The 23459-nt window shown below is 71.7% G+C and carries 24 protein-coding genes; 17 read left to right on the top strand and 7 right to left on the bottom strand.

Annotated elements, in window-relative coordinates:
* Nucleotides 1–53: 53 nt before the first annotated feature.
* On the bottom strand, nucleotides 54–923 hold the full coding sequence (locus HJG52_RS18150; protein WP_171245038.1) for an LLM class flavin-dependent oxidoreductase: 870 nt from the start codon (nucleotides 921–923) through the stop codon (nucleotides 54–56).
* A 102-nt stretch (nucleotides 924–1025) separates the two neighbouring features.
* Nucleotides 1026–1580 (bottom strand): DinB family protein, encoded by a 555-nt coding sequence (locus HJG52_RS18145; RefSeq protein WP_346767834.1) that lies wholly within the window; start codon nucleotides 1578–1580, stop codon nucleotides 1026–1028.
* 28 nt (nucleotides 1581–1608) lie between these two features.
* Here HJG52_RS18145 and HJG52_RS18140 point away from each other — a divergent pair, with 28 nt between their 5' ends.
* The 7 genes from HJG52_RS18140 to HJG52_RS18110 all read left to right on the top strand — a co-directional run bounded on the left by HJG52_RS18140 (nucleotide 1609) and on the right by HJG52_RS18110 (nucleotide 6118).
* Nucleotides 1609–2010 (top strand): VOC family protein, encoded by a 402-nt coding sequence (locus tag HJG52_RS18140; protein WP_346767833.1) that lies wholly within the window; start codon nucleotides 1609–1611, stop codon nucleotides 2008–2010.
* On the top strand, nucleotides 2007–2702 hold the full coding sequence (locus HJG52_RS18135) for a TrmH family RNA methyltransferase (protein ID WP_346767832.1): 696 nt from the start codon (nucleotides 2007–2009) through the stop codon (nucleotides 2700–2702). Before HJG52_RS18140 ends, HJG52_RS18135 begins: the two co-directional genes overlap by 4 nt.
* Before the next feature lie 49 nt (nucleotides 2703–2751).
* A complete protein-coding gene (locus HJG52_RS18130) occupies nucleotides 2752–2958 on the top strand; it encodes a hypothetical protein (RefSeq protein WP_171245035.1) in 207 nt (68 codons plus the stop codon).
* An 11-nt stretch (nucleotides 2959–2969) separates the two neighbouring features.
* Nucleotides 2970–3317 carry a YciI family protein gene (locus HJG52_RS18125; RefSeq protein WP_240978195.1) on the top strand — a complete coding sequence of 116 codons (348 nt, stop codon included), beginning with the start codon at nucleotides 2970–2972 and terminating at the stop codon, nucleotides 3315–3317.
* Nucleotides 3318–3322: 5 nt separating this feature from the next.
* Nucleotides 3323–4582, top strand: coding sequence for an RNA polymerase sigma factor (locus HJG52_RS18120; protein ID WP_171245033.1), 1260 nt, complete (start codon nucleotides 3323–3325; stop codon nucleotides 4580–4582).
* Between the two features lie 94 nt (nucleotides 4583–4676).
* Nucleotides 4677–5702 carry a class II fructose-bisphosphate aldolase gene (fbaA, locus tag HJG52_RS18115; protein WP_171245032.1) on the top strand — a complete coding sequence of 342 codons (1026 nt, stop codon included), beginning with the start codon at nucleotides 4677–4679 and terminating at the stop codon, nucleotides 5700–5702.
* Nucleotides 5702–6118: a DUF3151 domain-containing protein gene (locus HJG52_RS18110; RefSeq protein WP_171245031.1), complete on the top strand. Its 417-nt coding sequence runs from the start codon at nucleotides 5702–5704 to the stop codon at nucleotides 6116–6118. Before fbaA ends, HJG52_RS18110 begins: the two co-directional genes overlap by 1 nt.
* 39 nt (nucleotides 6119–6157) lie before the next feature.
* Here HJG52_RS18110 and HJG52_RS18105 read toward each other — a convergent pair whose 3' ends face one another.
* Entirely contained in the window at nucleotides 6158–6718 is a 561-nt protein-coding gene (locus HJG52_RS18105; RefSeq protein WP_171245030.1) for a hypothetical protein, read from the bottom strand.
* A gap of 395 nt (nucleotides 6719–7113) precedes the next feature.
* On the opposite strand from HJG52_RS18105, the gene HJG52_RS18100 reads away from it, so the two are divergent.
* Both HJG52_RS18100 and HJG52_RS18095 read left to right on the top strand, forming a co-directional pair.
* Complete coding sequence (locus HJG52_RS18100) at nucleotides 7114–7923, top strand: helix-turn-helix domain-containing protein (protein WP_171245029.1); 810 nt, start codon at nucleotides 7114–7116, stop codon at nucleotides 7921–7923.
* A 42-nt stretch (nucleotides 7924–7965) separates the two neighbouring features.
* Complete coding sequence (locus tag HJG52_RS18095; protein ID WP_171245028.1) at nucleotides 7966–9267, top strand: adenylosuccinate synthase; 1302 nt, start codon at nucleotides 7966–7968, stop codon at nucleotides 9265–9267.
* A gap of 164 nt (nucleotides 9268–9431) precedes the next feature.
* Here HJG52_RS18095 and HJG52_RS18090 read toward each other — a convergent pair whose 3' ends face one another.
* From HJG52_RS18090 to HJG52_RS21775, 3 genes are all read right to left on the bottom strand, one after another.
* Nucleotides 9432–10103: a hypothetical protein gene (locus HJG52_RS18090; protein WP_171245027.1), complete on the bottom strand. Its 672-nt coding sequence runs from the start codon at nucleotides 10101–10103 to the stop codon at nucleotides 9432–9434.
* Nucleotides 10104–10374: 271 nt separating this feature from the next.
* Nucleotides 10375–12702, bottom strand: coding sequence for a HelD family protein (locus HJG52_RS18085; protein WP_171245026.1), 2328 nt, complete (start codon nucleotides 12700–12702; stop codon nucleotides 10375–10377).
* 24 nt (nucleotides 12703–12726) lie between these two features.
* Complete coding sequence (locus HJG52_RS21775) at nucleotides 12727–13809, bottom strand: LuxR C-terminal-related transcriptional regulator (RefSeq protein ID WP_171245025.1); 1083 nt, start codon at nucleotides 13807–13809, stop codon at nucleotides 12727–12729.
* Between the two features lie 291 nt (nucleotides 13810–14100).
* On the opposite strand from HJG52_RS21775, the gene purD reads away from it, so the two are divergent.
* Nucleotides 14101–15384 carry a phosphoribosylamine--glycine ligase gene (gene purD, locus HJG52_RS18075; protein WP_171245024.1) on the top strand — a complete coding sequence of 428 codons (1284 nt, stop codon included), beginning with the start codon at nucleotides 14101–14103 and terminating at the stop codon, nucleotides 15382–15384.
* A gap of 66 nt (nucleotides 15385–15450) precedes the next feature.
* On the opposite strand, the gene HJG52_RS18070 is transcribed toward purD, so the two are convergent.
* Nucleotides 15451–16842 carry an MFS transporter gene (locus HJG52_RS18070; protein WP_171245023.1) on the bottom strand — a complete coding sequence of 464 codons (1392 nt, stop codon included), beginning with the start codon at nucleotides 16840–16842 and terminating at the stop codon, nucleotides 15451–15453.
* Nucleotides 16843–16958: 116 nt separating this feature from the next.
* On the opposite strand from HJG52_RS18070, the gene HJG52_RS18065 reads away from it, so the two are divergent.
* The 7 genes from HJG52_RS18065 to purL all read left to right on the top strand — a co-directional run bounded on the left by HJG52_RS18065 (nucleotide 16959) and on the right by purL (nucleotide 23342).
* Nucleotides 16959–17468, top strand: a complete 510-nt coding sequence (locus HJG52_RS18065; protein ID WP_171245022.1) for a SigE family RNA polymerase sigma factor — start codon at nucleotides 16959–16961, stop codon at nucleotides 17466–17468.
* Nucleotides 17468–18712 (top strand): hypothetical protein, encoded by a 1245-nt coding sequence (locus tag HJG52_RS18060; RefSeq protein WP_171245021.1) that lies wholly within the window; start codon nucleotides 17468–17470, stop codon nucleotides 18710–18712. Before HJG52_RS18065 ends, HJG52_RS18060 begins: the two co-directional genes overlap by 1 nt.
* 42 nt (nucleotides 18713–18754) lie before the next feature.
* Nucleotides 18755–19675, top strand: coding sequence for a phosphoribosylaminoimidazolesuccinocarboxamide synthase (locus HJG52_RS18055; RefSeq protein WP_171245020.1), 921 nt, complete (start codon nucleotides 18755–18757; stop codon nucleotides 19673–19675).
* A 53-nt stretch (nucleotides 19676–19728) separates the two neighbouring features.
* A complete protein-coding gene (locus HJG52_RS18050; protein ID WP_171245019.1) occupies nucleotides 19729–19890 on the top strand; it encodes a ribbon-helix-helix domain-containing protein in 162 nt (53 codons plus the stop codon).
* Nucleotides 19891–20107: 217 nt separating this feature from the next.
* Nucleotides 20108–20377, top strand: a complete 270-nt coding sequence (gene purS, locus HJG52_RS18045; RefSeq protein ID WP_171245018.1) for a phosphoribosylformylglycinamidine synthase subunit PurS — start codon at nucleotides 20108–20110, stop codon at nucleotides 20375–20377.
* Nucleotides 20374–21045: a phosphoribosylformylglycinamidine synthase subunit PurQ gene (purQ, locus tag HJG52_RS18040; RefSeq protein ID WP_171245017.1), complete on the top strand. Its 672-nt coding sequence runs from the start codon at nucleotides 20374–20376 to the stop codon at nucleotides 21043–21045. The genes purS and purQ overlap by 4 nt, the downstream gene beginning before the upstream one ends.
* Nucleotides 21042–23342 carry a phosphoribosylformylglycinamidine synthase subunit PurL gene (purL, locus tag HJG52_RS18035; protein WP_171245016.1) on the top strand — a complete coding sequence of 767 codons (2301 nt, stop codon included), beginning with the start codon at nucleotides 21042–21044 and terminating at the stop codon, nucleotides 23340–23342. Before purQ ends, purL begins: the two co-directional genes overlap by 4 nt.
* The last annotated feature ends 117 nt before the right edge of the window (nucleotides 23343–23459 follow it).

Below are 23459 nucleotides of genomic sequence, written 5' to 3'. Positions count from 1 at the left end.
GTGAACGGTGGCTGTGGCAGCCACCGACGCAGACGCAGCGAGGGGCGCGGCGGTCAGGCGAGGAGGGGCCGCACCTCGCGGCCGGCGAACTCGACGAGCGCCGCGACTCCCTCGGCGTCGAGGTAGGTGGTCGGTTGCAGCGCGACCGTCGTCGCGCCGCGTGCCGACAACGCGCGCACGGCCGCAGCGACGGCCTCCGCGTCCCCGGCGACCCCTCGGCCCGGTGCCGCCTCGACGTCCCACATCGCGTACTCGGCGGCCAGCCGCCGCTCGGCACCGTCACCGGTCGCGACGATGAGCGCGTGCACGACCTCGGGCGCGGGAAGGTCGGCGGGTCGCTCCGCGAGTGCCGATCGCAGCGAACGCTCGAGGTCGTCCTCACTCACCCCGGCCGCGAGGAGTATGCCGTCGGCGACTTTCCCTGCCAGCGCAAGGGTTTTCGGTCCCTGGCCACCGCTCATCAGCAGCGGCGCGGGGTCGGGCGGCCAGTCCAGCTTCACCCCGTCCAGCTGGACGTACCGGCCCTGCACCGACACCTCCTCGCCGGCGAGGAGCTGACGCAACGCCACGGCATACTCGCGCAGCAGCGTGAGGGGTGACTCGACCCGGACACCGGCCTGCCCCATCCACGACTGCACGCCGTGACCCACACCGGGGACGAAACGCCCCGGAAAGAGGCGGGCGAGGGTGGCGACCTCCATGGCGGTGAGGGCGACTGCGCGCAGGGGCGCCGGCATGAGCCCGATGCCGACGCGCAGCCGATCGGTGCGGGCGAGTGCGACGGCGGCGCTCGCGAGACCGCTCTGCTTGAAGCAGTCCTCCCAGACCCACAGGTCGTCGAGATGCTCGTCGGCCGCGCGCGCCACTGTGGGCAGTGACTCCGGCGGCAAGGAGGGCGTGAACATGATCCCGAGCCTGGTCATGCGGCCCATGCTCGCACCGCTTCCCGACACCCCACCCCGCTTGCGTCCGCGGATCTGGCTGTCCGGACAACCGAAACCGCGGACGCAAGCAAGCGCGCGGGGTCACTGGCCGGTGCGACCGTCGATGCACTCGCGCAGCAGGTCGGCGTGGCCGCAGTGCCGGGCGTACTCCTCGACCATGTGCACCAACACGTCCCGGACGGCGATCGGGCCGCGCTCGGGGTCGTCGATGACGGCGTCCATGTCGGGGTGCGCCTCAAGCCACTCCTCGGCATAGGCGACCTCGCCGCGCCACGCTGCGAACGCCTCGTCGACCGCCGCCTGCTCGCCGACGGCGCCGTTCCAGTCGTCGTCGCCGCGCCGAGGCCCCCAGAACCGGTCGGCGTCCTGCTGCGACAACACGCGTCGGAACCACACCCGTTCGACCTCGGCCATGTGCCGCACCATCCCCAGGAGGGACATGGTCGACGGCGGCACCGACCGCGTCGCCAGCTGCTCGGGCGTGAGTCCGTCGCACTTCATCTGCAGCGTCAGCCGGTAGTGGCCGAGGTAGTCCTGATAGGTCCCCCGCTCGTCCTGCTCGTGCTGCTGGTCCTGGCGCGGGTCGTCGTTCGAGTCGACCCACATGGTCGGGTCCTGCTGGGACTGGGATGGCATGCCTGCCATTGTGGTCTTCATGCCCCCGGTGACACCACGCGTTTCCCAGGTGCGGCTCGTCGTCCACGTCGAGGACTACGACGAAGCAGTGCGGTTCTACCGGGACGTCCTCGGTATGCCGCCCGAGGAGGCTTACGAGGGCGAGGGCGGCGCCAAGGTCATGATCCTGGGTGCTGGCCGGGCCACGCTCGAGCTGTCGAACACAGCCCAGGTCGAGCTGATCGACGAGGTCGAGGTTGGCCGCCGCGTGGCGCCCCACTTCCGGGTCGCGTTGGAGGTCGCCGACGCAGCCGGGGTGACGCGAGCCGCGCTCGCGGGCGGCGCGACCCTCGTCGCCGAGCCCACACGCACTCCGTGGAACTCGCTCAACGCCCGCCTCGACGCGCCTGGCGCCGTGCAGCTCACCCTCTTCGAGGAACTCGGCGCGTGACGGAACCGGGGCCCGGGCTGGTGCCGACGGTGGGGGTGGGGCCGTGGGAGGGGCCGTGGCCCGACGACAACCGCTACGACCCAGAGCTGCTGCGCGAGGGCGACCGGCGCAACGTCGTCGACGAGTACCGCTACTGGCGGCACGAGGCGATCGTCGCCGACCTCGATACCCGCCGCCACGACTTCCACGTCGCCATCGAGAACTGGGGCCACGACTTCAACATCGGCTCGGTCGTGCGCACCGCAAATGCCATGGGCGCCAAGGCTTTCCACATCATCGGCAAGCGCCGCTGGAACCGTCGCGGCGCCATGGTGACCGACCGCTACCAGCACGAGTACCACCACCCCACGGTCACCGACTTCGTGGCCTGGGGCGCGACGGCCGGTGAGCCCGACCGCGACGGCCAGCCCAGCGGCATACCCCTCATCGGCATCGACAACTTGCCCGGCTCCACGTCGCTCGAAACCGCCACTCTCCCAAGGGAATGCGTGCTCGTCTTCGGACAGGAAGGCCCCGGCCTCACGCCCGAGGTTCGCGACGCGTGCGCGGCGATCCTGCACATCGAGCAGTACGGCTCCACCCGCTCGATCAACGCCGGGGCCGCGGCCGCCATCGCCATGCATTCCTGGGTGCGCCAACACGTTTTCGGGCAGGCTGTCGATTCGGGGCCACCTCGTACGTCAGGGGAGTGAGGCCGCAACCGCGGCCACGCACCGAGGACTACAGGGCAAGGAGAGCACCATGACCGAGTACGTCGTGTTGATCGTGGGGGACGCCAACCGCTGGTGGACCACCATGGACGAGGACCAGCGCAAGGCCGGGTATGCCGAGTACAACCGGTTCGCGGCCGAGCTCACCGAGCGTGGGCACAAGATCGTCGGCGGCGCCGAGCTGCACGCCACCACCGAGGCCAAGCGGATCCCGGGCGCCGCGGGCGAGCCGTCATGAGGTACGTCGTCATGGTTGCCTACACGCCGGGGCAGTGGGACATGGCCGACGACGCCACGCGGCAGCAGTTCTTCGACGACCACCACGCCTTCGAGCGGTTCGTCGACGAACACGGCAGGCGGATCGACAGCGCGGCCCTCTCCGACGCTGAGTTGGCGACGACCATCCGGCGCGACGAGGCGGGCGAACCGGTCGTCACGGACGGCCCCTTCGCCGAGCTCGCCGAACAAGTGGGCGGCTACTACGACGTCGACCTCCCCGACCTCGACACCGCCATCGCCGCGGCCAAGCTGCTGCCGCACCAGTACACCGTCGAGATCCGCCCGACGGTCAAGGTCGACGGCTACGAGAGCGTCTGAGACGTATGCCGCAGGGTCACGAGGAGGCGCTCGCGACGGTCGTGCGCGAGGAGTGGGGACGCCTGACGTCTCTGCTCCTCGTGCACTTCCGCCGCCTCGACCTGGTCGAGGACGCCCTCGGTGACGCGGTGGAGGCGGCGGCCCGACGCTGGCCGACCGACGGTGTCCCCGACAACCCGGCTGGCTGGCTGCACACGACCGCCCGGCGCCGCATCCTCGACCGGCTGCGCGCCGAGGCGATGGCGCAACGCAAGGCACCGCTCCTGCTCGTCGACCACGAGCACACGCAGAGCACGGCCACCGACGGCATCCGGGCCGACCCCGGCGACCTCGTCGAGGACGACCTGCTCCGGCTGGTGCTCATGTGCGCCCACCCCGCGCTCGACCTCGCCGCCGCCAGCGCCCTGTCGCTGCGCCTCGTCCTCGGTGTCACCACACCTGACATCGCCCGACTGTTCCTTGTCAGCGAGCCCACCATGGCCGCCCGGATCACCCGGGCCAAGAAGAAGATCGTGGCGGCCGGCATCCCGTTCGCGGTGCCCTCGGCCGACGTGTTGCCGCAGCGGCTCGACACGGTCGCGCACACGGCATACCTCGCCTTCACCGCCGGTTATGCGCCGGGCAGTGGACCCGACGCCGTGCGAATCGCATTGGCAGGAGAGGCGATTCGCCTCGTCCGGGTAGTTCTGGGCGCCCGACCCGACGAGCCCGTCCTCGTCGCGCTTCTCGCCCTCATGCTGCTCCAGCACTCCCGCCGCGACGCCCGCGTCGACGACGAGGGCGCCATCGTCCTGCTCCCCGACCAGGACCGGTCGCGCTGGCACCACGACGAGGTCGACGAGGCGGTGCGGCTCCTGCGCTCACCGAGCCTCAGCGGGCCGGTCACCATCCAGACCGCCGCGTATGCCGTCCAGGCCAGGATCGCGGCCGAGCACGCCACCGCGCCCACCGCCGACGCCACCGACTGGGCTCGCGTCGTCGGCCACTACGACGACCTCCTGGCGCTGTCGCCGACGCCGAGTGCCCGGCTGGCTCGGGCCGTCGCTGTGGCCGAGGCGCAGGGACCGGAGGCCGGGCTCGCAGCCCTCGACGGACTCGACGACGAGCTGCCGCTCAGCCACCGGCTGCCGGCGGTCCGGGCCGAGCTGCTCACCCGCGCCGGCGACACCCAAGGCGCGCACGCGGCATACGACCTCGCCATCCAACGCTGCGACAACGACGCCGAGCGCGCCCTCCTCACCCAGCGTCGCGACGCCCTCACCTGACGGCGCTCCGGAGGGAGGCCGGGGTGGGAGACCGGCGACCCACCGTGGAAGGATTGCCCCGACGAGGAAGTCCGACTGGTGCAAGGAGACGCACATGCCCATCGCCACCCCTGAGGTGTACGCCGACATGCTGGACCGCGCGAAGGCCGGCTCCTTCGCGTACCCCGCCATCAACGTCTCGTCCTCGCAGACGCTCAATGCCGCGATCCGCGGCTTCGCCGAGGCGAACTCCGACGGCATCATCCAGGTCTCCACCGGTGGCGCGGAGTACCTCTCCGGCCCGACCGTCAAGGACATGGTCACCGGCGCCCTCGCGCTCGCGGCCTACGCCGAGGTCGTCGCCGCGAAGTACGACGTCAACATCGCCCTGCACACCGACCACTGCCCCAAGGACAAGCTCGACGGCTTCGTCCGCCCGCTGCTCGAGGCCTCCACCAAGCGGGTCGAGGCCGGCGGCAACCCGTGGTTCCAGTCGCACATGTGGGACGGCTCGGCCGTGCCGCTCGACGAGAACCTCGAGATCGCCCGCGAGCTGCTCGACAAGGCCAAGGCCGCCAAGGTCATCCTCGAGATCGAGGTCGGTGTCGTCGGCGGCGAGGAGGACGGTGTCGCCAACGAGATCAACGACAAGCTCTACTCGACGCCCGAGGACGCCATCGCCACCGCCCGCGCGCTCGGCACCGGCGAGAACGGCTACTACATGACCGCGCTCACCTTCGGCAACGTCCACGGCGTCTACAAGCCGGGCAACGTCAAGCTGCGTCCCGAGGTCCTCAAGGCCGCGCAGGACGCCGTGCACCAGGAGTTCAAGACCGCCGACGACAAGCCGTTCCACCTCGTCTTCCACGGCGGCTCCGGTTCGTCGCCTGAGGAGATCTCGGCCGCGGTCGACTACGGCGTCGTCAAGATGAACGTCGACACCGACACCCAGTACGCCTTCACCCGCCCTGTCGCCGGATTCATGTTCAGCAAGTACGACGGTGTCCTCAAGATCGACGGCGAGGTCGGCAACAAGAAGGACTACGACCCCCGCGCCTGGGGCAAGGAGGCCGAGGCCGGCATGGCCGCGCGCGTCGTCGAGGCGTGCGAGAACCTCCGCTCCGCGGGCAAGCACCAGTGATGCCCGGAGACAACCTGCTCGGCGTCCCCGCGACCGAGCTCCCGCCCGACCCGGCCGCCGCCAAGCTCGAGGAGGGCGTCGCGGCCGACCAGGTCGCCGCGGCATACCCCGCCTCGTCCCTGGCCTGGGCGACCCTCGCCGAGGACGCGCTCGCCGACAACCGCACGGTCGAGGCGTACGCCTACGCCCGCACCGGCTACCACCGCGGGCTCGACGCGCTCCGGCGCGCGGGCTGGCGCGGCCAGGGCCCGGTGCCCTGGGAGCACGAGCCCAACCGCGGCTTCCTGCGCGCGCTCGCCGCGCTGTCGCGCGCGGCTGGGGCGATCGGCGAGACCGAGGAGGAGCAGCGCACCGCCCAGTTCGTGCGCGACTCCTCGGCCACCGCCGCGCGCGAGCTCGGCTTCGCGGCCGGCTGAGCCGGCGTCACCGCGGCGTCGGTATGCCGCGTGGTCACCTCAGTGGAAGATCACCTCGGTGACTGCCTGCGGACGCTTGTCCTGCACGAGGTCGTCGACCACGCGGACGGTGACGGTGTACTCGTCGCCCTCGAAGGTGCAGTAGGTCGATCGGGCATTCGGTCGGCAGGCACGCAACTGCGGCATACCGGCTGGTTTGGCGGTGCGGGCCTGGGCCACGGCTGCCCTGGTGCCGAGCTCGGCCAGAGCGGGAGTAGTGCCGGAGACCCAGGCTGCGACGAAGGCCTCGGCGTAGGCCTTGGGCGTGTCCGGCATGACGCCGACGGGGTCGCGGGCCGGCGGCGGGATCTGCGGGGTCGAGGACGGGCCCGGACGTTGGGGCCGCGTCGGCGTGGGTGGGGTGAACGGGGGAGCCGATGAGGCCGTCGGGTTCGGCACCGAGGACGTGGGCGCGCTACTGGGGCTCGGGCGGCCGGGTTCGGTGCGCGGGCGTTCCGTGCCGCACGCGGTGAGGGTGGCCACGGCCAGCCCCAGGACGGCTAGCTGGGCAAGCGTGCCGGGCGGGGTGAGGACGCGGGTGGGGGACACGGTTCTCCACATGGTTCGTTCCGTCGGGTCGCAGCCCACGGCGTGGGCTTGGGGATGTCGGGTGTGACGCAGCGGCGCGGGGGTCGGTTTCGTCCGTGCCCAGCCCACGTTCCCACCGCAGGTGCCCACCACACAGTGCCGCCACACGGTGCCACCACACAGTGAAGCCGGGGGGCCGGACCTTTGCTGGTCAAGCCCCCCGGCGTCGCCCCCTGCGCAGACCCGGACTGGGCCCGCGGGTCACCGCCCGCTCGGTGCGTCCCCTGCCATTCCGGTGGCGCGTGACGACGACCATGATGCACGGTCGACACCTGCCACGCGTGTCACTAAGGTGCCAATGTCCACAAATGACCACCGCAGCGGCCGATTGGACCGTTCACAGCACGAAATCGGGGTGATCCGGCGCCATGGCAGGCGACACGTTCCAGGGCCGCGACCCGATGGAGACCCTGCGGGAGGTCTTCGGTCGCGAGCAGCAGCGTTACGACGAGCGCCGCGCCGACATGGCCCAGATGCGCAACGCCATCCTGCAGCTGTCGTCGCGCCCGGTGCCCAGCGAGGCCGCGGGACCGGTGTGGGAACGCGTGTCCGTCGACCTCGCGCCCGAGCTGATCCGCCAGCTCGTCGAGGCGACCACCACGGTCGTGCGGTCCTCGGTGGTGTCGGTCGAGGTCGGGCCGGGCACCGAGCCGGAGACGGCCGCCGACACCCGGGGCCGGCTCGCGCGCGGTGAGTACGAGCTGCGCACGCTCTACCCGCAAAGCGCCCGCGAGGACCCGGGGGCGCGGGCCTGGATGGACACATGGGCCGAGGCGGGGGAGCGGCAGCGCCTCTCCCTGCAGCCGCCGAGCGACTTCGCCGTGTTCGGTGACAGTGCGGTGATGGCTGTGGCGACGTGGGGCGACTCGGCGGCCGACTACGTCCTGGTGCGCGAGCCCATGGTGGTGCAGGCGTTCACCGAGCTCTTCGACTTCGCCTGGGAGAAGGCGCTCCCGGTGCCACGCACCGGCCAGCTGGGCGACGCGGCATACCTGCGTCTGATGATGCGCGGAGTCAAGGACGAGTCGATCGCCCGCTATCTCGGCGTGAGCCTGCGCACCGTCCGGCGTCGCGTCGCGGCGCTGATGGAGGCGCACGGCGCCGAGACGCGCTTCCAGCTGGGCGTCTCGGTCGGCCGGAACGGTCTCGGCGACCGCGGTGGGTCCGGCGGCGGGTAGCCTTCCCGCGGAAGCCGCGGCGAATGACGAAGGGTTGTGGGTATGCCGGCGATCGTGCTGGTGGGCGCTCAGTGGGGCGATGAGGGCAAGGGCAAGGCGACGGACCTCATGGGCTCCGACGTCGACTACGTCGTGAAGTTCAACGGCGGCAACAACGCCGGCCACACCATCGTCATCGAGCAGGACGGCAAGCGCGAGAAGTACGCCCTGCACCTGCTGCCCTCGGGCATCCTCACCCCGACCTGCATCCCGGTCATCGGCAACGGCGTCGTCATCGACCTCGCCGTCCTCTTCGAGGAGATCGACGGGCTCGAGGCGCGCGGTGTCGACACGTCCAAGCTCGTCGTCAGCGCCAACGCGCACATCATCGCCCCCTACAACCGGGTCCTCGACAAGGTGACCGAGCGGTTCCTCGGGTCACGCAAGATCGGCACCACCGGCCGTGGCATCGGCCCGACCTACGCCGACAAGATGGCGCGCAACGGCATCCGCGTGCAGGACCTCTTCGACGAGAAGATCCTGCGGCAGAAGGTCGAGGCCGCCCTGTCGTTCAAGAACCAGGTGCTCGCCAAGATCTACAACCGTCGGGCCGTCGAGGTCGACGAGGTGATGGAGGAGCTCCTCGGGTATGCCGAGCGCTTGCGTCCCATGGTCGCTGACACCTCGCTGGTGCTGGAGAAGGCGTTGGACGAGGGCAAGAACGTCCTGCTCGAGGCCGGGCAGGCGACCCTGCTCGACGTCGACCACGGCACCTACCCGTTCGTCACGTCGTCGAACGCGACGGCCGGTGGCGCGTGCACCGGGTCCGGCATCCCGCCGACCCGGGTGTCGCGGGTGATCGCGATCCTCAAGGCGTACTCGACGCGCGTCGGTGAGGGGCCGTTCCCGACCGAGCTGTTCGATGACAAGGGCGAGTTCCTGCGCAAGACCGGCGCGGAGTACGGCACCACCACGGGCCGCCCGCGGCGCTGCGGCTGGGTCGACACCGTCGTCGGCCGCTACGCCACCCGCATCAACGGCGTCACCGACTTCGTCGTCACCAAGCTGGACGTCCTCACCGGGCTCGACAAGGTCCCGATCTGCGTGGCCTACGACGTCGACGGGGTGCGGCACGACGAGATGCCGGTCAACCAGACCGACTTCCACCACGCGACCCCGATCTACGAGGAGCTCGACGGCTGGTGGGAGGACATCTCGGGCGCCCGCACCTTCGAGGAGCTGCCCGCCAACGCCCAGGCCTACGTGCTTCGGCTCGAGGAGCTCATCGGGGCGCGGGTCTCGGCCATCGGTGTCGGGCCGGGTCGTGACGAGATCATCAGCCGGTACCCGCTGCTCGACGCCTGAGCGACGGGGGCACGGCCCGGTGATGACGGACATCCGTTCTGGCGCAACACTTTTCAGCATGTCCAGTGCGAACCAGTGGCAGCGCCGGACGGACCGGCTCACCGGGTCCTGACGCCCGATCGTGCGGAGTGGGCCCCGCCGACCCACCCCGCACGACCTGCCCCTTAGCCCTCGCGCTGTCCCTCACGCCGCGTGAGCCGACGGCCCGCGGCACTCAGCACGAGTCCTCCGCCGACGAGGAACACCCCGAGTACGAGGGGTGTGGTCGACGAGGTTCCGGTGTACGCCAAGGTTGGTGCTGCCGAGGCCGGGTCGGCACCCGCGCTCGGCGCGGTGTGCGTGCCGGCCCGGGGTGCGACCCCCGCGGCAGGTGTCAGTGTCGTGGAGGGCACGGTGGTCGCGTCGGTCGTCGTGCCGGCCGACTCCGCCGGGCCGCTGATCTCGCCGCCGCCGCTCTCGATCTGCGCCGGGTCATCGGCACCCGCTCCTGTTTCCCCAGCAGGAGGTGCGGGCTCCTCGCCCGGGTCGGATCCGTCGGGGTCCTGCGTGCCGTCCGGGGTGCCGGCCTGGGTGCCGGTGGCCGGGTCGGTCGGGTCGGCCGAGGTGGTCTCGGAGCCCTCCGGGGCGGCTGGGGTGGTGGTGTCGGCAGGGGAGTCATTGGTGCAGGACGGCTGCGCGAGCTGCGGCTGTGACCCGGAGTCGCCGCCGTCGGTGGAAGTCGCGCCCGACGCTCCAGCCGCGGACGCCTGGGAGCCGCCGGCCGGGTCGCTGCAGTCGGCAGCGTGCGCCACCCCTGTTGGCACCGTCGCTGCGACGGTCATCAGGAGGGCGACCACGGCGCCCCTTGGCGTTCCCTGCACGGTGTGCTGCTTTCCTCAATCCGGGCCGAGCGGTCCGCGCCGCACCGGCTTCATCCAGAACAAGTAAGCCACAGGTAAAGAGATAGTAAAGAGGCGTTCGCCGACGCGGTCGCAGGACCGACCGAACGGGTGAGGGGCGATTCCCGCGAAACCGGGCATACCGGGCACGAGTTTCGACGGCCGAACCACCGTGCACCGTGCCACGCGCCCTAAGCATGCGTCGCCTCCGCGGACCGCGCCGAGCGCCTCAGTCGCGCGGCGGGTCGCCCGCCTGGTCGCCGTTCTGGTCGAGGTGGACCAGGGTCATGCGGTGGGCGGCGCGGGTGAGCGCGACGTAGAGGACCCGGATGCCGCCCGGCGACTCGCGGACGATCTCGTCCGGGTCGACGATGACCGTCGCGTCGTACTCGAGCCCCTTGGTGGACATGGGATCGACGACGACCACACGCCCCGTCTCCTCGCCCACGGCGGCCAGCTCCGCGGCATACCGGCTGGGCGTCACGACCGCGATCGAGCCCTCGACCTCGTCGAGGAGGCCCTCGACCGCCGACGCCACGGCGGTGCGGACGTCCGCCGCGCGGGCGGTCACCTCGACCGGGTCGACGCCCGTCTCGCGCACCGCGTGGGGGATGTCGGCGTCCGGCACCTGCTCGCGGACGACGCGGGCCGCGTAGTCGAAGATCTCGCGGGCGTTGCGGTAGTTGGTGTCCATGTGGAAGTCGCGTCGCGGCTGGGTGCCGAAGGCCTCGTCCCGGGCGCGCGCCGCCTCGGCCGCATCGCCCCAGGACGCCTGCGCGGCATCACCCACGACGGTCCACGACGAGTAGCGACCCCGGCGACCGAGCATCCGCCACTGCATGGGTGAGAGGTCCTGCGCCTCGTCGACGAGGACGTGGGCGTACTCGCCGGGGGTGCCGATCCGGCCCTGCAGGAGACGTTCGCGCGGGTCGGCGGACTGGCGCTCGACCCCACCGCCGGCACGACGGGCGGCGCGCCCGCCGCCCACCTCGGCCACCCCGAACTGCGAGACGTCCTCGAGCTCCTCGATCTCGTAGAAGCCACGCTCCTCGGCCGGCGCGTCCTGCACCGGCCCCAGCCGCGCGGCCAGGTCGTCGATGAGGGCGACGTCGGCCACCGACCAGGTGCCTTCGGCCAGCGCCTCGCGCATCGACGCGGAGAAGGCTTCGGCCTCTTCGGGGCTGATCGCGCCCTGCCCGTGCCGCAGGGCGAGCTCGGGCGCGGCGAGCCAGAGCAGCACCTCGCGCGGGTCGACCTGCGGCCACCACCGGTCGAGGAACGCCTCGACCTCGAGGTGGCCGTCGAAGCGGTCCATGAACTCGGCCTTGTCGCCCTCGCGCACGCTCGCCCAGGCGGCCTCGCCCAGCGCGGCCTCGACGGCGCCCCGGGCCAGGTTGCGCTGGTGGTTGCGCAGCACCTGGCTGCGGATCCGGTCCAGCGTCCTGGTGTCGACCCGCACCGCCTTGCCCGCCACGAAGGCGCGGAACTCCGTCGGCCCGTCCGGCACGCGTCCACCGGCGGCTCGGGACAGCAACCGGCGGATCCGCAGTGACCCCTTGGTTGCCGCGAGCTCGGGGCTGTCGAGCCGCGTCGCGGTGACGCCGTCGACGACGTCACCGAGCGAGCGCAACGTCACCGACTCCTCGCCGAGCGAGGGCAGGACGCGCTCGATGTATGCCGTGTAGGCAGCTGAGGGGCCGACGACGAGGATGCCGCCGGACTCGAACCGGCGCCGGTCGGAGTAGAGCAGGTAGGCCGCGCGGTGCAGCGCCACGACCGTCTTGCCCGTGCCAGGGCCGCCGGTGATCTCGGTGATGCCGCGGGCGGGGGCCCGGATCGCCTCGTCCTGGTGGCGCTGGATGGTGGCGACGATGTCGCGCATCTGCGCGCCGCGGCTGCGGGTGAGGGCGGCGAGCAGTGCACCGTCACCGACCACGACCAGGTCGTCTGGCGGGTCGGTGACCATGAGGTCGTCCTCGACGCCGACGACGTCGGGGCCTTTGCAGCGCAGGACGCGCCGACGCACCACGTCCATCGGCTCCACCGGCGTCGCGCGGTAGAACGCGGAGGCCGCCGGGGCGCGCCAGTCGACGACCAGCGGCTCGTAGTCGTCGTCGCGGACGCCGAGCCGGCCGATGTAGCGGACCTCGCGGTCGGGCTGCGCGTCGTCCTTGCCCAGCGCGTGGTCGAGGTCCAGGCGCCCGAAGACGAGCCCTTCGTACTGCGTGTCAAGGGTTGAGCGACGACGGGCAGCGTTGAACACCAACGCATCTCGTTCGAAGAGGCCGGTGAGCTCCTCGTCGCGGACGTCGCCGGTGCGGTCCGTGCGGCCGCGGGCGAGACCGTCTGCCTCGACGAGCCCGGCACGAGCCTGGGCCTTGGCGAGCTCGGCGTAGACGAGGTCGACGTGGGCTTGCTCGGTGGCGATCTCGCGGGCCACCTCGGCAGAGGTGGCCCGACGACCCGAGCTGTCGGCTGCGGTCACAGGTGGTCTTTCTGCTCGTCCCTTGCGCGAACGCACGAGTCTAACCGCGCACCATGGCGCACCGGCGCACATCCCGGCACCCGGACGGCATACCTCTCACAACAGGCCGCGGCGCGCGGCCAGCACCCCGGCCTGGAACCTGGTGTTGGCGCCGAGCTCGTCCATGAGGGCGCGCACCCGTCGCTCGACGGTGCGCTGGGAGATGCCGACCTGTCGGGCGATGGTCGCGTCGGTCACGCCCGTCGCCAGCATCGACAGGATGGTCTGGTCGTGGCGGCTCGCGCGGGCGGCGGACTGGTCGAGGGGATGCCCCAGCTCCCACAGGCGGTCGAAGAGGGAGATCAGCCCCAGCACCGCGGGCCGGCTGCGGACGAACAGGGAGCCGTAGCCCGTGCCGTCGAACTCGCTCAGGTCGACCACCGCGGCCGTGTCGTCGACGATGATCGCCGAGAACGGCACAGCGTTGCTGAACCGCGCCAGCTCGCCGCCCTCCTCGCGGGCGCGCAGCACCGCGAGGATGTTGTCGGCCTCGAGGATCGCCGGGTCGAAGACCGCGTAGCAGGGCAGTGGCGTGCCGTCCGGTCCCAGGGTCGGCGCCGAGTGGGAGTGCAGCGGCGAGTCGATCACGGCGCGGGTGCGGGGGGACATCGTGCGGAACGAGCGGATCTGCTCGGTGGCCGTGGCGACCGCCTCGGAGGTGGCGGACGAGACCTCGTCGAGCGACGTGAGGACCTGGATGGCGCTGGTGTCCTGGGTCCGGCGCGACGCTCGGGCGTGGAAGAAGACTTGCGCGAGTTCGTGTGCGGCGGAACGGGTTTCGCGTGCCCGCCGCTCGTAGCTCATCGCCAGGGCGGGCAGCGAGACATCCGGGGGGACGACCTCGATGTGCCCGCCACCGTGGAGGCGGACCAGCCCGCGAGCCGAGAGCACCTCCAGCGACCGGTCGACCAGCTCGGTCTCGAGCCCTTGGGCGACGAGCAGGGCCCGGGTCGGGTCGGGGTGCTGGACGACGGCCAGGAACACCCGGGTCACGGCCTGCTCGAGGGCCGAGTCCGTGAGGTCGAGGGCCGACGTGCGGGGAAGAGGTGGGTCCGCGTCTGCGCCGGACCCGCCTGCGGACGAGGCGCGGTGGCCGCCCTGCTGGCCGGTCGCCGACCGGTCGCCCTTCGCTCTCGCCACCCGTCCATGGTCCGGCGCTGGCGTATATCCGTCAATGACGTGAGCCCGCCACTTTTGCTCTTTACTCGCGGGCAGTTGGTAGTACAACCTTGGACCAGTCGACCACGTCGACCCGCGTGCTTGGTTGCAGGTTTCCCCCGCCGGGCGACCGCACGTTGGCTGCGCGGCGTCCCCGGGAGAATGTCCCCCCTGCCTCCCAGGGACGCCGCGCTTCTTCGTCTGGCGGCCCTGTCCGTCCGGTATGCCGCCCGCGTGCGCCGACCGGGGCCGGTCGCCAATACGCTGGCGCCCGTGAAGGTTCTCGTCATCGGATCTGGTGCCCGTGAGCACGCCATCGTCAAGGCCCTGGGCGCCGACCAGGCGGTCGACGCCGTGATCGTGGCGCCGGGCAACCCGGGCATGGACGCGGTCGCCCTGTGCGAACCGCTGCCCGGTGGGGTGGAGGACGCCGAGGGTGTCGTCGAGCTCGCCCGGCGGCACTCCGTGGACCTCGTCGTCATCGGTCCGGAGGCGCCGCTCGTGGCCGGTGTGGCCGATGTCGTCTCGGCGGCGGGGTTCACCGTCTTCGGGCCGTCGGCGGCGGCCGCGCAGCTCGAGGGCAGCAAGGCCTTCGCGAAGGAGGTCATGGCGGCGGCGGACGTGCCGACCGCGATGGCCCGGGTGTGCGGGACGGTCGAGGAGGTTGGCGATGCCCTCGACACGATGGGCGCGCCGTACGTCGTCAAGGACGACGGGCTGGCGGCCGGCAAGGGCGTCGTCGTGACGGATGACCGCGCGGAGGCGCTCGCGCACGCGCAGGCCTGTCTCGCCAAGGAGGGCGGCCGGGTCGTGGTCGAGGAGTTCCTCGACGGGCCCGAGGTGTCGCTCTTCTGCCTGTGCGACGGCACCGACGTCATCCCGTTGGCACCGGCGCAGGACTTCAAGCGCGTGGGTGACGGGGACGAAGGGCCGAACACCGGCGGCATGGGGGCCTACTCACCCCTCGACTGGGCTCCGCCCACGCTGGTGGACGAGGTCGTGACCCGGGTGGCCCAGCCGGTGGTCGACGAGATGGCCCGCCGCGGTGCGCCGTTCTCGGGAGTCCTCTATGTCGGTCTGGCGCTGACGTCGCGCGGCCCGAAGGTGGTGGAGTTCAACGCCCGGTTCGGTGACCCCGAGACCCAGGTGGTGCTGGCCCGGCTGGAGACGCCGCTGGGTGGCCTGTTGCACGCAGCCGCCACGGGCGGGCTGGCCGGTGTCGGTGCGCTCCACTGGTCGCCGCAGCACGCCGTGACCGTGGTCGTCGCGGCCGACGGCTACCCGGCGAAACCCCGCAAGGGCGACCCCATCAACGGGCTCGGTGAGGTCGACGGTGTCGACACGGCATACGTGCTCCACGCGGGGACGGCCCGCGAAGGCGACGGCACCCTGGTGTCCGCGGGCGGCCGCGTCCTGTCGGTCGTGGCGCTCGGGGACAGCCTGAGCCAGGCGCGCGAGCGGGTCTACGAGGCGGTGGGGAAGGTCGAGCTCGAGGGGTCGCACCACCGCTCGGACATCGCGCTGGCGGCCGAGCGCGACGAGCTCCACGTCGGCTGACCCGCTTGCGAGTCTTCGGAAGAATTCCGACGCTCCAGCGTGGAAGTTGTTCCGAAGACTGTGGGGTCAGCGGGCGCGCGGGCTGAGGGCGAGCGCCGCGGCGGCCATCACCACGCAGGCCGCCATGACGACGGCGAACAGGCCGCCGGTGAGGTGCGGCGCCTGCCAGGCGATGGCGGCACCGGAGGCGGCGAAGGCGAGTGCCTGAGTGACCGAGGGCGCGAGGAACGAGGCGGCGGAGTTGCGCCCCTGGTCGGCTTCGGTCGAGAGCGTGAGCACGTGCGTGCTGATCGTCGGTGAGGTGATGCCGATGCCGGTCGCGGCGACGGCCCAGCCGGCCAGGCCGAGCCAGACGGGGACGGCGTCGAGGGCGAGCAGCACGGGGCCGACGAGTCCGGCGGTGATGAGGGCGAACCCGCTGCGCAGCAGCCCGACCACGCTCGCGCGGGCCTGGACGGCGCGCAGCCCCTGGAGCTGGGAACCGGCCGCCCAGAAGACCCCGGTGATGGTGAGGCTGACGCCGGCGGCGGTGGGGCCGTAGCCGCGCAGCTCGGTGAGCAGGAGCGGGAGCAGTCCGCCGGCGGTGCCGAACGCGGCACCCAGGAGCCCGCGCAGGGCCGTGAGGGCGGGTATGCCGGGTGCTCCCGTGAGCGTGCCGGCGGGCAGCACGACGCGCAGCGCCGGCACGAGCAGGGTGGCCCCGGCGACGAGGAGCGCGCCGCCGGTGACCTGCAACCAGCCCTCCCGGGTGAGCAGCGAACCTCCGGCCGTGACGGCGGCCAGCCCGGTGGCGGCGACCAGCGCCCAGCCGGTCGTGCGGCGCGCCCGGAGCCGCTGCGCCTCGTCGGGGGTCGGGACTGCGTGGGTGGCGGCCGAGCGGGTCATGGCGGGGCGGAGGAAGAGGGCGACCGGCAACAACAGTGCGACGCCGAGGAGGAAGACGAGCCGCCAGTGCCACTGCTCGGCCACGAAACCTGCGACCGAAGGGCCCAGCAGCGAGGGCAGCACCCACGCCGCAGCGAACGTGGCGAACATCTTCGGTCGCAGCACGGCGGGCAGGGCGCGGGCCACCAGCACGGTGAGGCCCACGTCGAAGAGCCCCTCCGCGAAGCCGCCCAGCAGACGCCCGCCCACGAACGGCACCATCGACGGAGCCAGCCCCATGAGCAGCTCGGCCGCGACGAAGACGGCCATGCCGGCATACAGGACCCGCGTCGGCCCGCTCCGGTCCGCCCACAGGCCGGCGACGGTCGTGGCGACCACGAACGTCACCAGGGGCGCCGCGCTCGCCGCGCCGAACAGCCAGAGCCCGTCGAGCTCGCGGGCCACGGTGGGCAGGACGGTGGTGACGGCGCGGTTCTCGAACGCACCCAACGTCACCAGCGCCACTGCCCCGATCGCGAACGGCAGGTGGTGGCGGTCGTGCAGCGACGGGCGGGGTGATGTGGGAGCGGACACGAGTGCCACTCTCGAACTTGAAGCCGACTTCAAGTCAAGCCGGGCCGATCGTGGGACGCTGACCCAACCGGCCCGGCCGCTCATCGCATCCTTACTGCCGGAAGGGGAGGTGAGGTGTGAGGGCAGACCTCGAGGAAGAGTTCCGTGGGTTCGTGCAGGCGGCGATCCCGCGGCTGCGCCGAGTGGCGCTCGCGACGAGTCGCGACCCGCACCGGGCCGAGGACCTCGTGCAGACCACGCTGGAGAAGCTGTATGCCGCGTGGCCACGGATCCATGGCGTCGACGACCCGCACGCATACGCCCGCACGGTGCTGGTGCGTTCGCTGATCAGCGAGCAGCGCCGGCACTGGTGGCAGCGCGAGCGGTCCGCGGCCGACGCGGGGCACGACGTGGTCGTCTCGTCGGGGTCGGACGGGGTGGATGCCCGGCTCGACCTGCGGGCGGCGCTCGCCGTGCTGCCGACACGGCAGCGGATGGCCGTCGTGCTGAGACACCTCGAGGACCTTCCCGTCGCGGAGGTGGCCCGCCTCATGGGTTGCTCCGAGGGCACCGTGAAGAGCACGACCAGCGATGGGCTGCGCGCGCTGCGCGCAGCGCTGGAAGTCGTTGCCGGACAAGGGAAGTGATGGCAATGGAGACGATGGAACGAGTGCCCGACGGGCTGCGCGAGGCGTATGCCGCGGACCTGGGTGATGCCCCCTACACGACTGACGACGTCGTGGCCGGTGGTCGTGCGCGGGTGCGGCGGCGCCGGGTCGGTGCGGCCGGGGTCGCCGCGGCGGTGGCGGCCCTCGCGGTGGGGGCTGTGAACCTCGCGCCGCTGGGTGGCGACCGGGCAGACGTGACGCCCCCGGCGGCGACCTCCGGCACGACGGCGAGCGCAGCGGCATACCCGGGGTGTGTGGACCGACCCACCAGCTGTCTGGACGTGGTGGCTGCCTGGTCCCGGGCGGTGGCCGGGTCGACGGCGAGGGTGCAGCGGCAGGATGCCGCCGGTTACGAGGCGGGGACGGTGGTGCTCGCGCAGACGGTGAGCAGCATCCGGCAGCGGCAGGACGTGTACCTGTCGGTCGTCATCGCGCCCACGGACCTCACCGCCGAAGGGCAGGTACGCGGTCCGGAGGGGCCTACGAAGCTGATGATCGACGGGTTCGGCGAGCCCGTGGACCGGCTGGTCCGCGTGGGTGGCGGCAACCGCGTCGAGACCTGGTCGGTGGCGCCGGTCAAGGGCGGGCATCCAGCTGTCGAGGTGGCGTTGAACGTGGCGAACCAGGGGCCGGCCGGCAGCGTGTACGACGAGGCGTCGAGCGACGTGTCGGCCCCCGGGTGGTGGACCGAGGATGCCGTCGCGAACCTGCTCAACCGGCTGCTCGGGCCGGCCGTGGTCCACACCGACGTGGCGGTGGGCACTCCGACGCGAACGGCTTCCACGACGCCGACTGGGGACTGCTCGCGCGATCCGGAGTCGTGCAGGGCGGCCTTCCGGGTGTGGACTGACACCTACCACCTCAACATCGGCAACTACGGCACGACCACCGACGCGTCGTCCGGTCCTGGGGCTCGGCTGTTCACCGGGACGCCGGTCGACAACCAGGTCGACCCCCCGCCGGGGATCGAGATGCTCGTCGGCGGGACGGACCCGGGGCCCCAGCCCGGCGAGACCCGCACGACCGTGGCCGGGCTTCCGGCGTGGACCTCCACCCGTGACACCGACGTCGGCGTGCGCACGTCGCTGCGGTTCGACGCCGTCGACGGCAAGCGCGGCTCGGTGGAGCTGTCCGTGCTCCGGCCGAAGTCCGGTCCCACTCCTGAGGCCCTGTCCGACGCGGCCGTCACCGACCTCCTGCGACTGGTCTACGGACGCAGCTGAGCCGCCCCTCGCGTTCGTGGGCTCGGCTGGGAGGATGGCGCCATGACGTCCTCCCAGCTCGACGCCCCGCCGGCGCTGCCCGGCTACGCGCACGTCTACTCCGGCAAGGTCCGCGACCTCTACGCGCCGCTCGACCCGGCGACCGGGGAAGCGCGCGACGACCAGCTGCTGCTCGTGGCGAGTGACCGGATCTCGGCCTTCGACCACATCCTCGCGACGCCGGTCCCCGACAAGGGCGCCGTCCTGACCCAGCTGTCGCTGTGGTGGTTCGAGCAACTGGCCGACGTCGTGCCCAACCACGTCGTGTCGACCGACGTGCCGGACGAGGTCGCAGGGCGCGCGGTCCTCGTGCGCAAGCTGTCGATGCTCCCCGTCGAGTGCGTTGCCCGCGCCTACCTCACTGGCGGCGGGCTGCGGGAGTACAAGGCGGACGGCCACGTCAGCGGCGTCGAGCTGCCCGAGGGCCTCGTCGACGGGTCGCGGCTGCCGTCGCCCGTGTTCACCCCGTCGACCAAGGCGCCCCAGGGCGAACATGACCAGCCGATGTCGTATGCCGACGTGGTGGCTGCCGTGGGTGAGGAGACCGCCGCGCGGGCGAACGACCTGACGACGCGAATCCTGGCTCGTGGCAACGAGATCGCGAGCGAGCGCGGCATACTCATCGCCGACACCAAGGTGGAGTTCGGGCTGGACGCGTCGGCTCCCGACGGATTGGTGCTCGCCGACGAGGTGCTGACGCCGGACTCGTCGCGGTTCTGGCCCGCCGACCAGTGGGAGCCGGGCCACACGCAGCCGTCGTTCGACAAGGAGTTCGTCCGCGAGTGGCTGCTGTCGCCGGCGAGCGGTTGGGACAAGGACTCCGGCGACGCGCCGCCGCCCATGCCGCAGGACGTGCTCGAGAAGACGCGGGCCAAGTACGTCGAGGCCTACGAACGCCTGACCGGCCGCACCTTCACGGCCTGATCGCCGTGCCACGTGGGATGCAACAGGCATCCCATCTGGCACGTCATGGCGGTGTGAAGCAGCAGATCGCGGTGCGGCTCGACGCCGACCTTGTCGCCACCCTGGACCGTCTGGTCGCCTCGGGCGGCGCGCGGAGCCGTGCGGACCTCATCGAGTCGGCGCTCGAGCGTGAGCTGCGCAGGCAGCTCTACGAGCGCCCGGTCAGCGTCGATTGATGCGGCCCATCCACGTCGTGCAGCTCGCGCTGGCCCTCGCCGTCGAGCGGGCTTTCGACCTCCACGGCGATCGCTGACATCACCCGCGGGAACACGGGGAACCGACCACTGCGCGGTGCGGCCGGGCCGGAGGTGTAGCGCCTCGTGGTCGGGGACACCCTGCGCGGTGGTTAGACTTGTCCCCGCATCCTCGCCGCTCGTCCCAGGAGACACCCGAATGGGCCACGTCGTCATCGACGTCATGCTGAAACCAGAGATCCTCGACCCCCAGGGGCAGGCCGTCGGCGGGGCACTTCCCCGGCTCGGCTTCGAGCAGTTCACCGACGTCCGTCAGGGCAAGCGGTTCGTGCTGACGGTCGACGGCGACGTCACCGACGCGCACCTGGCCGCCGCCCGTGACGCGGCCGAGAAGCTGCTGTCCAACCCGGTGATCGAGGACGTCGTGTCCGTCCGGGCAGCCGGCGCAGACGAGGACCCCGACCAGTGAAGGTCGGGGTCGTCACGTTTCCGGGGTCCCTCGACGACCGTGACGCCCTGCGGGCGGTCCGAGCCGTCGGCGCCGAGCCGGTCAGCCTCTGGCACGGCGACGCCGACCTCAAGGGCGTCGACGCGGTCATCCTGCCGGGCGGGTTCTCCTACGGCGACTACCTGCGCTGCGGCGCCATCGCCCGGTTCGCGCCGGTGATGGACGCGCTGGTCCCGGCGGCGCAGGGCGGGCTGCCCGTGCTGGGCATCTGCAACGGCTTCCAAGTGCTGTGCGAGAGCCACCTGCTGCCGGGCGCGCTGATCCGCAACGACCACCGCAAGTTCAACTGCGTCGACCAGCGGCTCGTCGTCGAGAACGCCTCCACCGCCTGGACGTCCGACTTCGAGGCCGGCCAGGAGATCACCATCGTCCTCAAGAACGGCGAGGGCGGCTACGTCGCCGACGAGGCGACGCTCGACCGGCTCGAGGGGGAGGGCCAGGTCGTCTTCCGGTATGCCGCGTCGAACCCCAATGGCTCATACCGCGACATCGCGGGGGTCACCAACGAGCGGGGCAACGTCGTCGGCCTCATGCCGCACCCGGAGCACTGCATCGAGGACGGTTACGGGCCGAGCCTCGACGGGCTCCCGTTCTTCACTTCCGTTCTGCGACAGGCGGTTTCGGCGTGACACAGCAGCTCAACCGCCCCGCCGTCGACACCGTCGAGCACGCGGCCACCACGCCCGACGTCGACCAGCCGTGGGCCGAGCTCGGGCTCAAGGCCGACGAGTACGCCAACATCCGCGAGATCGTCGGCCGCCGGCCCACGAGCGCCGAGCTGGCGATGTACTCGGTCATGTGGTCCGAGCACTGCTCCTACAAGTCGTCCAAGGTGCACTTCAAGCTCTGGGGCGAGAACACCACCGACGAGATGCGCGAGAAGCTGCTCGTCGGCATCGGTGAGAACGCCGGCGTCGTCGACATAGGCGAGGGCTGGGCGGTGACCTTCAAGGCCGAGTCGCACAACCACCCGTCGTACGTCGAGCCCTACCAGGGTGCAGCCACCGGTGTCGGCGGCATCGTCCGCGACATCATGTCGATGGGTGCCCGCCCGATCGCCGTGATGGACCCGCTGCGGTTCGGCAACCTGCACCACCCCGACACCCAGCGGGTGCTGCCGGGAGTCGTTGCGGGAGTAGGCGGTTACGGCAACTGCCTCGGCCTGCCGAACATCGGCGGCGAGGTCGTCTTCGACGACTGCTACCAGGGCAACCCGCTCGTCAACGCCCTGTGCGTCGGCGCGATGCGGACCTCGGACATCCACCTCGCCAAGGCGTCGGGCGTCGGCAACAAGGTCGTGCTGTTCGGCGCCAAGACCGGCGGTGACGGGATCGGCGGTGTCTCGGTGCTGGCTTCCGAGACGTTCGACGAGGGCGGGCCGACCAAGCGCCCGGCCGTGCAGGTCGGCGACCCGTTCGCCGAGAAGGTGCTCATCGAGTGCTGCCTTGACCTCTACAAGGCCGGCGTCGTCGACGGCATCCAAGACCTCGGTGGTGCCGGATTGTCTTGTGCCACCAGCGAACTCGCGTCCAACGGCGACGGCGGCATGCAGATCGAGCTCGACCGGGTGCCGCTGCGTGACGCAAGCCTCCGGCCCGAGGAGATCCTCATGTCGGAGAGCCAGGAGCGCATGATGGCCGTCGTCCACCCGGAGCGGCTCGAGGAGTTCCTCGCTATCACCGACCGCTGGGACGTCGAGGCCACCGTGCTCGGCGAGGTCACCGACGGTGACCGCCTCGTCATCACGTGGCACGGCGACGTCATCGTCGACGTGCCCCCGCGGTCGGTCGCCCACGAGGGGCCGACCTACCAGCGGCCGCTGGAGCGGCCGGCATACCTCGATGCCTTGCAGGAGAACGGAACCCGCACGCTCGCCAAGCCCTCCACGGGCGACGCGCTCAGGGCCGACCTGCTCACCCTGCTCGCCTCGCCGAACCTCTGCGACAAGTCGTGGGTCACCGACCAGTACGACCGCTACGTCATGGGCAACACCGCGCTCGCGATGCCAGACGACGCCGGTGTGGTGCGCGTCGACGAGGAGACCGGCCGCGGGGTCGCCGTGTCGACCGACTGCAACGGCCGGTTTGCCAAGCTCGACCCGTATGCCGGCGCGCAGCTGGCGCTGGCCGAGTCCTACCGCAACGTCGCGACGTCCGGTGCGACGCCGCTGGCCGTCACCGACTGCCTCAACTTCGGCTCGCCCGAGGACCCGGGCGTCATGTGGCAGTTCCGCGAGGCCATCCGCGGCATCGCCGAGGGCTGCAAGACGCTCGGCATCCCGGTGACCGGCGGCAACGTCAGCTTCTACAACCAGACCGGTGACGTCGCGATCCACCCGACCCCGGTCATCGGTGTGCTGGGCGTCATGGACGACGTGGCCCGCCGCACCCCGAGTGGGTGGCGCACGCCGGGGCAGGTGATCTACCTGCTCGGCACCACCCGCGACGAGCTCGACGGTGGCGAGTGGGCCAATGTCGTGCACGGGCACCTCGGTGGGCACCCGCCGGTCGTCGACCTCGCGGCGGAGCAGCTGCTGGGCGAGATCCTCGTCAACGCCAGCCGTGACGGCCTCGTCGACGCGGCCCATGACCTGTCCGACGGCGGCCTCGCCATTGCCCTCGCCGAGGCCACGCTGCGCCACGGTGTTGGTGCGCGCGTCTGGCTCGACGACGTCGCCGCCCGTGACGGGATCGACGTGTTCACCACGCTCTTCAGCGAGTCGACCGCTCGCGCCATCGTCGCGGTGCCGCGCTCGGAGGAGGTGCGGTTCACCGACATGTGCACCGCCCGCGGCCAGGTGCACGCCCGGATCGGTGTGGTCGACGACCAGACCGACGGGCTCGACGTGCAGGGCCAGTTCACGGTGTCGCTCGAGGAGCTGCGCCGCGCCCACCAGGACACCTTGCCGGCCGTCTTCGGCCGCTGACCCCGTCCGGACATCGAGCGGCCCGGTCGCGGTTCCCCCTTCGCGACCGGGCCGTTCGTCCCCTCTTCGTGTCCCCACCAAGAACATTAGGCCGGGCCGCTGCTGCCGTCGATGGGT

This window comes from Knoellia koreensis (assembly GCF_013041615.1).
Lineage (GTDB): Bacteria > Actinomycetota > Actinomycetes > Actinomycetales > Dermatophilaceae > Pedococcus > Pedococcus koreensis.
The sequence above is the reverse complement of the archived record's forward strand: the minus strand, read 5'-3'. Positions and strand labels throughout refer to the sequence as shown.